Source organism: Acinetobacter sp. ANC5681, from assembly GCF_023488045.1.
Lineage (GTDB): Bacteria > Pseudomonadota > Gammaproteobacteria > Pseudomonadales > Moraxellaceae > Acinetobacter.
In genome coordinates, this window is the sequence record NZ_JAMFKZ010000005.1 from 109,402 (window position 1) to 121,069 (window position 11,668).

Sequence of the window (11,668 nt, forward strand, 5' to 3'; positions counted from 1 at the left end):
CAATAAACTGGAATATACATGCAAAATAATCAAGAGAAAAAGTCTGGATTAGCCCGACTGGGTTATATCTGGAATGATTGGATATCAACATTCATCATTCTTGCTTTGTTGCTAATGACTTTGCTTATTGGTACTGGCGAGATGATTCACGGTCAAATGCTCCGTATGGGGGAGCGTTTGTATGGTGATGAAAAAATAGGAATGCAGTATTCGTTTTTACGAGCTGAACCTGAAAAACCATCTTGTGATCGACATCCTAATATTGAAGCGCAAGTTCAAGAGCAGATGAAAGCAAATGCTGCTGATGAGTTTGCAAGTATGTTTGGTACAGCATCTGAATCAGATGTACGCGCTTCTTTATTAGCTGCACAACAACAGTGTGAAGAAAAATATCAGTTCTATGATAAAGCAATGAAGCACTTGGAAGCTCATCCAAGTATTCGTACTTATCGTCAAGTTGAAACCACTTTCTTTGGTATTTTTAAGTTAGGTTCTGAAAATCAGACTGTACTTTTACTGATCATGGTGTTGTTCACCTCTATCACAGCTTCTTTACGTTATCACCACATCGGTTTACGTGCACCTAAGACGAAGATGGACTATCGTGTCTATTCAGCATTTATGGTTGCAGGTAATGCCTTACTGAGTTTATCGACAATTAGTCAATATAACTCGTTGCTGAATTCTGGCGTAGAATTGACTACGAAGACATTGGCGATTTCATGGTTATGGATAGCACTCTTTGTCTCTTTAACCGTAATCAGCTTAGTGCAATTATTTTTAATTCCTAAAACAGCGCAACCTAAAGGTAATTTTGGTTTGGCGGTGCTGAGCGTACCATTGTATGCACAGATGTCACTGATCACGGGGATAATCTTTACTTTCTTCATGGATTATCCAATGGGGCAAGGGATCTACTTGGGAATTATTGTTGAGTTCTCTGGTATTTTCTTAAACCTTGCATTGTTTATTTGGGCAGGTATGTTACTGACCCAAACGCGTGTGATGGATTTATTCTTAAATATCCTGCGTCCGTGGAATCTAGCACCTGAAACTTTAACTTGGTTAATCTTAATTGCAGCGGCAATTCCAACAGCATATACAGGCGCTTCTGGTATTTTCGTTATTGCCGCAGGTGCAATCATTTATAAAGAGGTTTGGAACTCTGGTGCGCGCCGTCAATATGCATTAGCTGTATCGGCAATGTCGGGTTCTTTAGGTGTGGTGATTCGTCCATGCTTACTTGTAATTTTGATTTCAATGCTAGATAGCCGCCATGTAACGTCTACAGAATTATTTGATCATGGTATCTATGTTTTCTGGTTAACTGCATTTATTTTCCTTGGCGTTTCATTGATTCTTGCTGAAGAAAAGTTCCGTGTTGCTTCACCAAAAGTTGCTGTACCTGGAATGTTACGTGCATGTGTACCTGTGATTCCTTATGTAATCATTGGTTTTGCAGTTGTGATGTTCTATAAACTTGCGTTAGATACATCAATCAATGAATTTACAGCGCCAATGATTTTACCATTGGTGTTGATTGCAATGATTTTGTTTGACAAATTGTTTGCAGCAAAACTTGCACCAGCTCCAGTTATTGATGCAAAGCATGAGGCATTAGTTCTTGAACATGAACAGAAATCAGACTTCTTAAAAAGCCATGATCCTCATGGTGGTAAGAGTTTGGGTTTTGGTGGAGCATTACGTTTTGCAACTTCAGAAACAGTGGGTCATATCGGTGCCTTGATTCTACTGATGGCATTATCTGCGAGCGTTGGTGGTTTAATCGAGCGTGCTGAAGTGGTTGAGTTATTACCAACTCACTTGGATAATATCTATATTTCTCTTGCCTTTATTGCAATCTTACTTGCAATTATTGGTATGACTACAGATCCATTTGGTGCGGTAATCTTAGTTGCTGCGACAGTAGCGCCAGTTGCTTATGAGAACGGTATTCATCCGATTCACTTCTGGATGATCGTATTGGTTGCATTCGAATTTGGTTATGTAACACCACCTGTTGCATTAAACCATTTGTTGACGCGACTCTCTGTCGGGGATGAAGAAGTATCAGCCGCTGATAAGGAAGCGAAAGAGAAATACACAAGTTTCTATTATCGTTATGAGCGTTGGTTATTACCGATTATCGTATTGTTCTCATCGTTGGTGTTGGTGACTTATGCACCTTATATCTTCCAGATGTTTGGTTGGTATAAACACTAAGTGTTGAAATAAAAAAGCACCTTCGGGTGCTTTTTTATTTCTCAGATTTAAAATGCTTTAGACATTATCAATGTTGATAAGTTATTTTTAAAGATCAAATATTTTAGCGTTGAATCATTTTCTTTTGACGTTGAGTCAATGGACTGCATAATAAAATCGCCAATAAGATAAAGCTAAAACCAATCATACTGTACACATCAGGAACTTCATTCCAAAGTAAGAATCCCCATACACCTGCAAAAATAATGGCCATATAATTCACAGGTGCAATTTGTCCTGCTGGCGCAAGTCGATAAGCATGAGACATAAAAATTTGGCTGACATTAGCAAGGATCCCTGCGCCAATCAAAAATAATAATTCTTTTACATGATAGGTTCGCCACATCCAAAACATTGGAATCACAGAAAGTGCTGATCCTATCAAGCAGAAATAAAATACGATGCGTTCAGGTGGTTCGGTTTGAGTGAGTGCTCGAACGGTTACAAAAGCCATTGATGCAAGTAAGCTTGAGGCGATACCAATCACCGAAATCCAGTTCAGTAGACCTTGATCGGGTTTAGCCACACAGAACACCCCAATAAAGCCGAGTCCCGCAGCACAAAGCATAGCAATGGTGATTTTTTCTTTTAGAAATAACCATGCAATAACTGGAATAAAAATTGGGGAAGAGTAGGTAAATACCATTGCATTTGATAGCTTTAAATGCGCAATTGCGTAAAAGAAACCATACATAGCTGCAAGTCCAACAATACTACGCCAACTATGCATCCATAGTTTTTCTGTTTTTACAAAGCCAATACCTTGTTTAAAAATAAAAGGCAGAAACAGGATGAGTCCGACCACGTTGCGGAAAAATACAATTGTATAGTTATCAACCGTATGTGATGCATAACGAATACAGATACCCATGATCGAAAAGAGAAGGGCCGAGGTTGTTAGGCAACCAATCGCAAGTAAAAGGTTACGATTAGTTTGAAGTGAATTCATATTAGACGCGAGGCTTTGAGACTAAAGTTATTCTATGCTTCTCAACGGATGAAAGAAATGTGCTTTTAAACTGGATTAAAGCTTTTGTTGTTTTAAGATTTATGTTGTGCGGAGATTTGAGCCTCCAAAAGTTTAATTTGATCTTCTTTGAGCTTAAGTAAAGTATCAACCTCATTATTTTGTTGTTTCAAGTCACGCTGTTGGTCTTGCAGTTGCTGTTGAATATCATCTAGCTTTGCAATCTCTTCTTTGGCTAAACTGTCATTGCTCGGAAGTGGTGATTTGACAATTGACTCTTCGACTAATTGTATTGGTGCAGCAACTTCACTGCTCGCCGTATTTATATTTGGACTAACAGTTGTTTCTGCTTTGGATATAATTGTTTTTTCTGCAATTGGTTGTGTAGCTGTGCTTGTCGATTGCTGATCTTTTTGTGATAAAAACCATTGAATTGCAAGAAACAAAACCACAACAACGCTAATTCCACCAATTATCATCCATAATAATTTGGAATTTTGAGTTTGGTATGTGGACATCATTTTTAACCTTCTAGTCAAAATGACGAGGTTTGAATTGTATCACCCCAATTTCATCTGGCTCAGCGGTTTGTTGCTCTTCCACGTGGGTCGGGCGTTTTTCACTATAAGCACATTCGATACATTCAATCCACTCGTCATCCACAGTGATGATCTTAACCACACGATCTAAGGCACCACATTTAGGGCATTTTGCACCCGCGATGAACTGTCTTTTCATGTCAGTTAATACCACCCTGTGAACAATAATGACGTAGTTTAAGCGGTTTTATGGGTGTTCGTCCAACCTTGATGGCGTAATAATGCATCTATTTTGGGTTCTCTTTTTCTGAAATTGCGAAATGCATCAAGTGCAGTATCTTTTCCGCCAACTGCTAGAATAAACTTTCTAAACTCTTTGCCTGTCTCAGTGTTAAAAATACCTTCGCTTTCAAAACGGTCAAAGGCATCACTGGCTAAAACTTCTGCCCATTTATAAGAGTAATAGCCTGCCGCATAACCGCCTGCAAAAATATGGCTGAAACTATGTTGAAAACGGTTATAAGGTACCGCAGGAACCACGGCAAATTTATCGCGAATATCGTCCAGTGTCGCTTGGATTTGCTGACTGTTTAAGGCAGGTGCCTGACGGTGAATGCTTAGGTCAAACAATGCAAATTCAATCTGACGTAATGTTTGCATGCCTGATTGGAAGAAACGCGCATTGAGTAACGCAGACAGCAATTCTTGTGGCAAAGTTTGCTTAGTTTCGGTGTGTTCACTGAGTACATCTAAACTTTCATTATCCCATGCCCAGAATTCCATAAACTGACTTGGTAACTCCACCGCATCCCATGCCACGCCGTGTGTGCCTGCAACAGAGATGTTATCTACCTCTGTGAGCATGTGATGTAAGCCATGTCCAAATTCATGGAACAAAGTAATGACTTCATCGTGGGTGAGTAGCGCAGGTTGATCGCCAATCGGTGGGGTAAAGTTACACACCATATAACAAATTGGTTTTTGTAGACCATTGGCCGTTTGCACACGAGAACGGAAACCACTCATCCATGCGCCACCGCGTTTGCCGTTACGGGCATATAAGTCAAAATAGAAACCACCAACCACTTGACCTTGATCTTCAATTTCAAAATAACGTACATCATTTTGCCAAACAGGGGCTTGGCGTTCGATGATTTGAATACCATAAAGACGTTGCACGATCTGGAATAAACCGTCCACCACTTTTGGCGCAGGGAAATATGGTTTAAGCGCTTCTTGAGAAAGATTGAATTGCTGCTGTTTCAACTTCTCAGAATAATAGGTTGCATCCCAAGGTTTGAGTTCCTCAATTCCATCTTGTTGTGCAATGCTTTTGAGTTCAGCAATTTCAGCCAGTGCAGGCGTACGCGCATGCTCTGCCAAATCCACTAAGAATTGATGAACAGTTTCAACATCAGGTGCCATTTTGCTGGCAAGGGAATATTCAGCGAAGTTATTAAAGCCAAGCAGTTGCGCCATCTCCTGACGTAAGCTCAGGATTTCCTCCATCACAGGTGTATTGTCATATTCAGTCTTGTCGGACTGCTCAGATGCACGGGTCACATAAGCTTTGTAGAGTTCTTCTCTTAATTCACGATCATCGGCATAGGTCATAATCGCAAAATAAGCAGGGAAATCCAGTGTGGCAACGGCTTGCTCAAGCTCACGTTGTTGTCCGTATTGTTTTAACAGTTCAACACTGCTTTGCGGTAAGCCTTTAAGTTGTGCTTCTGTTAGCGGTTTAAAGTAGGCTTGGGTAGCATCGAGTACATGGTTCGAGAAGTCTGAAGACAGTTGTGATAAACGTGCCGAGATTTCTGCGTAACGTTTTTTCGCTTCGCCTTGGAGTGCAACACCCGACAGTTTAAAGTCACGTAGCGCCAGTTTAATCGCGCTTTGTTGTGCTTCGCTCAATGTTTGAAATACATTACTATCATGAATCTGCTGATAGGTTTGATACAACGCCGTGTGTTGTCCCAACTGAGTGTAGTATTCACTCAAACTTGGTAACAGTGCTTGATAGACTTCACGGGTTTCGGGATTGTTCATCACGGCATTGAGATGTGACAAAATGCCCCATGCTTCACTCATATTATTTTCAAGTTGATCAACTTCGGTCAATGTTGCCAGTTGGGCTTCAGTCCCTTGCGGAACTTCATTGAGTTGATTTAAGAAATTTTGACCGTTTTGAATGGTTTGTTCGATCTGTTGTTTTAAATCGGCAAGTTGAATTTGATCAAATTGAGGAAGGGGAAGTGTCGCTTGTTGGAGTGTCATTCTATTTTTGCCATATTCATCTTTAAACATAGTTATAGATGTAGGGCTTTGAGGGGGAGAAATCAAGGTTGATGAGATTGTTTTATGATTTCTTTTAGTTTTTCGATAGAAAGGGCTGGGGTTGTACGATGTATCATTGCATGACAATTTGCACAAAGCGGAATTAAATCTTTAATTGGATCAACTTGATAATTTTTTCTAATTTTTGCAAGCGGGATAATGTGATGAACATGAATGTAGTTTTGACCAATTTCACCATAGGTTCTATAGAAATCAAAACCACAGCATAAACATGACGTTCCATAATATTCTAAACATTGTTTTCGAGCAATTGGGTTGCGTTCAAAAGCATTAACTACAATCGTTTTAAGATTACCCTCTATCAATTTTGTAGTGTTCACAGAGGAAATATTTTCTTCTAATGAAAATGAATACATATTTTTGTAAACAGTAACTTCTCTTTTTCCTACTTTTTCTCGTTCTTGTTTATACTTGTTTTGCCAATCTTTAGAAATAGAACTTTTTTTAGTTAATTCAGCGGAAAACCAATCCACTAAATTCCCAGAAACATATGTTAAATTTTGATTTTTATAGCCTGTTGCAATATTTTGTATTAGGTCAGGATATTTCTCAATAAGTCGAGCTGCAATTTGGTCTCGATGGATAGAATCTTGAGTTAATAAGGTATCATCAATGATTTGACCAATAAGAATGAAAACTTCGGCTTTTTTAAATGCAGACATATTTGACCTTTGAAAATAAAAAAGCCGCTCAAAAGATTAAGAACGGCTTTAAATGACTTAATCAGACTTTGCTTTCGCATTGTCCTTTTTCTTTTTCACTTTCTTCTTTGGCTTTTCTTTGCTTTCAGACTTCGCAGAAGATTTTTTACCTGTTTTTTTGGTATAAGAATTAGAATTCGATTTGCTCTTATCCTTTTTCTTACGCACAGGTTTTTCGCCATCTTCACTAAGTTTAGCTGTTGTCGATTGTGGTTTGCCAAATACCTCTTCAGTGGTTGAAGCACGATTTGCAGTATTGGTTCTTGGCGCTTTTTGACGAATTGTACGTCCCAAATGCGTCAGTTGTTGAACCAATTGGAAGTCAATCTTACGTTCTTCCAGATTCACGCCTGCCACTTGAATTTTGACTTCATCGCCAAGGCTGAATGACTGTCCACGATTCTGACCAATCAAACTTTGGCTGGCTTGATCATACAGGAAGAAGTCTTCACCGAGCTGACTGACATGAATCATGCCATCGACATAGAGGTCTTTCAGCGTCACAAATAGACCGAACTCAGTCACCGCACTAATGATACCCACAAACTCATCGCCTAAATGCTGTTGCATATAATGGCATTTCAACCATGTTGTCACACTACGTGATGCTTCATCGGCACGACGTTCAGTTTGTGAAAAATGCTCCCCTGCATCATCTAAAGCTGCACCAGACAATGGATAAGCTTTCTTATCGAGATAGGCTTTAATGGCACGGTGTAACAATAAATCTGGGTAACGACGAATTGGTGAAGTGAAATGCGTATAAGCTTCATAGGCAAGACCATAATGTCCTGCATTATTCGCACCATAATAGGCTTGCATCATTGAGCGTAATAACACCGCATGAATACTTGGCGCATCTAAACGATCTTTGGTCGCTTCAATCACGGCTTGGTAATCAGCTTGAGTGGGTTGCTCTGGGAATGGCAAACCGAGTAATTTGACGAAATCACGGACTTTTTGAATACGTGAGAATTCTGGCGCTTCATGTACACGATACAACATCGGAATATCATGTTCTAATGAGTATTCAGCTGCGGCAACGTTCGCCAATAACATGCATTCTTCAATCAGTTTATGCGCATCATTACGAGTACGTGGCAAGATTTCTTTAATGCCGCCCAACTCATCAAAGGTCATGTAGGTTTCAATGGTTTCAAATTCCATCGCATGACGTTTAGCACGTAGTTCTTTTAGTGTCTGATACAGCTGGAATAGGGTATTTAACGATTTATGAACGCTTTTATCTTGTGGAATGGCATTGGTTGCGCCGTCAAAATAAGCAGCCACCTGATTATAGGTCAAACGTGCTTTGGAATGCATCACCGCAGGGTAGAACTCATAACCTGTGACTTTACCTGCACGAGACAACTTTAAATCGCAGACCATACACAGACGATCAACATGTGGATTGAGAGAACACAAGCCATTTGATAGTGCTTCTGGCAGCATTGGCAAAACAAAGTGTGGGAAATAAACCGATGTACCACGTTCTTCAGCTTCTTCATTTAAAGGTGAGTCTAAACGGACATAATGGCTCACGTCTGCAATTGCCACGACAACACGGTAACCACCACCTGAGCGTTTCTCTGCGAATACGGCATCGTCAAAGTCACGTGCATCTTCACCATCAATCGTGACGAGTGGTAAATCGCGTAAATCAACACGACCTTTGCGATCTTGTTCTGAAGGTTCTTTAAAACTTTCAGCTTCTTTAATGACGGCTTCTGGAAATTCATAAGGCAAACCAAATTCTAAAATGGTTTGCGGAATAATAATTTCAGTGTCAGCTTTGTCCGCCATCGACTGTACAACATGACCTGTCGCTAATTCTTCGCGAGTCGGGTAATCATCAATCGCAACTCGTAGCATATCGCCAACTTTGGCATTGGCATGTTCAATCAATTCTTTTTCTAAGGTAATTGGTTGGTGCTGATTTGGATTGCTTGGCTGAATAAAGTATTCACCTTCATGTTCAGCGACTTTACCAATAATTTGTTTGACACGGCGTTGAACGACTTCGGTAATAAAGCCCCAAGCTTTACCTTTACGGTCAACAGAAGTTTGGCGTACTTTAACGCGATCACCATTAAAGACTAGACGTAATTCACGTTCAGGTAATAGTACATCATCCTGACCTGCGATATTGGCCGTACCTAGACCTTTACTATTGATATAGACCGTTGCTTCATGGCTTGGTAAATCGGTTGCAGGTTGGTATTTAAAACCATCTTTCATTAACTGACCGTCGCGAACCATTGCACTTAAACGATGATTCAATGCATCAATACTTTTTTGATCTGGGATATTAAAGTGATCAACCAGTTCTGCATGAGACTGTGCAGTTTTTAATTGTTCTAATGTAGTTAGAATAAGAGTTCGGCTAGGAATAGGATTATCGTAACGTTGCGCTTCTGCTTTTGCTTCGGGATCAACCCAATTTGTAGTCATATCGTTTCATTTCACATCTGGCAGATCGGTTTAGCATAAGTCATTCAAACTTTAACTGCACGTCAAAGATTGCAAGATTCTGTTTATTGTCCAATCTGAATAAAGGAGAGAACACTATATTAACAAGCGTTGAGCTAAAAAATGCCGAAAAAATATAAGAATTGGTTAAAAAACATTTGATTGATTTAAAAAAACAGAAAAAAACAGGATCATCCCTTGTGTAATGTGGTTTTAGTTTGTATTATTGCGCTCGTGTTACGGTGAGATGGGTGAGTGGCTGAAACCACATCCCTGCTAAGGATGCGTACGGGTAACTGTACCGAGGGTTCGAATCCCTCTCTCACCGCCACTTTACTTAAAGCGCTCATAGCTCAGCTGGATAGAGCACTTGGCTACGAACTAAGGGGTCGGGAGTTCGAATCTCTCTGAGCGCACCAAGTAAAGATTTAAAGTAACACATGCCTAAATTGGCAATATAAGTAATGCGCTCATAGCTCAGCTGGATAGAGCACTTGGCTACGAACTAAGGGGTCGGGAGTTCGAATCTCTCTGAGCGCACCAACTTAATAGAAGAAACCGCTTAATTGCGGTTTTTTTGTGCCTGTAAGTTGGAATAGTTAAACTATAAAATATCTATTTGATGTTCAAATTAAGGCTCTTCATTTTTTTATTAATAATAAAATCAGTTGTTTATGTTGTTTTTAAATATAATAACTCTTGCGTTGTAAACTTGTAACGATCAATCTATCAGCATTTGATTTCTATTTTATTAAAAAACACTTATCAATAGGAAAAAAATGGGTATAATGCGCCCCATCAAATATGCGCTCATAGCTCAGCTGGATAGAGCACTTGGCTACGAACTAAGGGGTCGGGAGTTCGAATCTCTCTGAGCGCACCAATTTGAATTTATCGAAAGATAAAGATTGAAAAAAACCGCTTAATTGCGGTTTTTTTGTGCCTTATGCCTTTGCCTTGATTTTCTGCACAAACACCGCATTACCGCCCACTGCTGGCAATACGTCATGATACGGCAGGCTTCGCATTGCCCTGAGTAAAAATGGCGCTTTTTCATCAATTTTCATGCTGGTGGTCATTTTAAATAAAGTACCTTGATTAAGCTCGGTAAATCCCATCTGACCTTTAATAAAACGCAGGTCACCGCCATTGGCATAAAAATTATTTTCGGTGGCATTGGGATAATTAAAATGCAGTTTAAAGGCAAATGGAATATTAATGACTCCCAAACCAACATTGACCTGAATATCCGCATCCTGTCCCTGATTCTGAATAGGGGTAGTCACCACCTTTTTGATTTGCCGAGGAAATAAATCTTGATAGGCTAAAGGGTTTAACCATTTATTTAATTGCTGTGTTGGCTGTTGATAAAATTGATAGGTGGTGGTGAAGCGCATGGCTTCACGTCCATGGGTGTACAAAATACTAGTCGGTGCATGTAGGTAGCTTACAGGCTGCTGTGCATTTTGACTCAGTTGTGCAATCTTAGCCAATTGAGCTTCATTTAATTGAGGGCTTGGTATTTGTCCTGAATTTAAGGCAACGATATTCTGTTTAATAAAGCGTGTTCGAAGTGATTCTAGGATAAAAGCATTGGTTGAGCTTGGAATCCCTAATTTGACCTCTGGAATCGCATTCAGAATTTTTTTAAAAATAAAACCTTTAGGTTGATTTAAATCTCCCCACTGGGTGAGCGTAATTAAAGTTCGATGATCATCTAAGGCAAACCATTCAAACTTTCCTAAACCGTATGGAATAGGAGAATCAATCACTAAACTGGAAATACTGTTCGATTTAATCTGATGCTGTAAAGTAACGTCTTCATTAAAATTGAGCACTGGAATAGGCGTTGGAATGGAGACACGATATTTCATTTTTACAGTATTGCCAGATTGTTCTAGTGTTTTGGCCGATTTAAGTGTTGGAAATAGACCGACATAGTGATTAAAGTCAGTCAACGTCTTACTAACCTGCTGTACATTGGTAGGAACGATAAGTGCAGCGGATGTAAAACTGGCGTTTGGTTGTGAATTGGATTTGAGTGTGGGGAGGTTAGTTTTAGTTGTTGGATGCGCATAAATGAAAATATTATTTTGCGTGTAGCTTGCCAAAAGCTGGGGGTTATTTTGAAAAGGTTGTAAAGCGCTTGGGATATTGTCATTCCAAGTCAGCATTTGTGCAAAGCAAGTTTGCGTTATGCTAAAAATAAGAGTCGTTAATACAAATCCATTCAAATAAAACATCACATTCCTTTGATTTTTTTAGTGATATAGTCAGTGGTATTCATCAGTAAATGATAGAGCCTTGCTATTAATAAAAGTTTTTTTGTTTAAAAAACAGTCGTATTGTGTAAAACTTTCTTGAGCATCGAA

Annotated in this window: 8 protein-coding genes and 4 tRNA genes; 5 read left to right on the forward strand and 7 right to left on the reverse strand. The window is 39.5% G+C overall.

Annotated elements, in window-relative coordinates:
- The first annotated feature begins 18 nt into the window (after window positions 1-18).
- Window positions 19-2,223: a TRAP transporter large permease subunit gene (locus tag M5121_RS05065; RefSeq protein ID WP_249570536.1), complete on the forward strand. Its 2,205-nt coding sequence runs from the start codon at window positions 19-21 to the stop codon at window positions 2,221-2,223.
- A 103-nt stretch (window positions 2,224-2,326) separates the two neighbouring features.
- Here the strand turns inward: M5121_RS05065 and M5121_RS05070 are convergent, their stop codons facing one another.
- The 6 genes from M5121_RS05070 to rnr form a co-directional block, all read right to left on the reverse strand.
- A complete protein-coding gene (locus tag M5121_RS05070; RefSeq protein WP_249570537.1) occupies window positions 2,327-3,211 on the reverse strand; it encodes a DMT family transporter in 885 nt (294 codons plus the stop codon).
- A gap of 92 nt (window positions 3,212-3,303) precedes the next feature.
- Window positions 3,304-3,750, reverse strand: a complete 447-nt coding sequence (locus tag M5121_RS05075; RefSeq protein ID WP_249570538.1) for a hypothetical protein — start codon at window positions 3,748-3,750, stop codon at window positions 3,304-3,306.
- A 10-nt stretch (window positions 3,751-3,760) separates the two neighbouring features.
- Window positions 3,761-3,967: a YheV family putative metal-binding protein gene (locus tag M5121_RS05080; RefSeq protein WP_087536469.1), complete on the reverse strand. Its 207-nt coding sequence runs from the start codon at window positions 3,965-3,967 to the stop codon at window positions 3,761-3,763.
- A 38-nt stretch (window positions 3,968-4,005) separates the two neighbouring features.
- Window positions 4,006-6,045: a M3 family metallopeptidase gene (locus M5121_RS05085; RefSeq protein WP_249570539.1), complete on the reverse strand. Its 2,040-nt coding sequence runs from the start codon at window positions 6,043-6,045 to the stop codon at window positions 4,006-4,008.
- A 62-nt stretch (window positions 6,046-6,107) separates the two neighbouring features.
- Window positions 6,108-6,788: an HNH endonuclease gene (locus tag M5121_RS05090; protein WP_208728009.1), complete on the reverse strand. Its 681-nt coding sequence runs from the start codon at window positions 6,786-6,788 to the stop codon at window positions 6,108-6,110.
- A gap of 57 nt (window positions 6,789-6,845) precedes the next feature.
- Window positions 6,846-9,278 carry a ribonuclease R gene (gene rnr / locus M5121_RS05095; RefSeq protein WP_249570540.1) on the reverse strand — a complete coding sequence of 811 codons (2,433 nt, stop codon included), beginning with the start codon at window positions 9,276-9,278 and terminating at the stop codon, window positions 6,846-6,848.
- A gap of 259 nt (window positions 9,279-9,537) precedes the next feature.
- Here rnr and M5121_RS05100 point away from each other — a divergent pair.
- From M5121_RS05100 to M5121_RS05115, 4 genes are all read left to right on the forward strand, one after another.
- Window positions 9,538-9,627 (forward strand) — tRNA-Ser (locus tag M5121_RS05100).
- 11 nt (window positions 9,628-9,638) lie between these two features.
- Window positions 9,639-9,715 (forward strand) — tRNA-Arg (locus tag M5121_RS05105).
- 47 nt (window positions 9,716-9,762) lie between these two features.
- Window positions 9,763-9,839 (forward strand) — tRNA-Arg (locus tag M5121_RS05110).
- A gap of 263 nt (window positions 9,840-10,102) precedes the next feature.
- Window positions 10,103-10,179, forward strand: a tRNA-Arg gene (locus M5121_RS05115).
- Window positions 10,180-10,240: 61 nt separating this feature from the next.
- On the opposite strand, the gene M5121_RS05120 is transcribed toward M5121_RS05115, so the two are convergent.
- On the reverse strand, window positions 10,241-11,539 hold the full coding sequence (locus M5121_RS05120; RefSeq protein WP_249570541.1) for an SRPBCC family protein: 1,299 nt from the start codon (window positions 11,537-11,539) through the stop codon (window positions 10,241-10,243).
- Window positions 11,540-11,668: the final 129 nt, after the last annotated feature.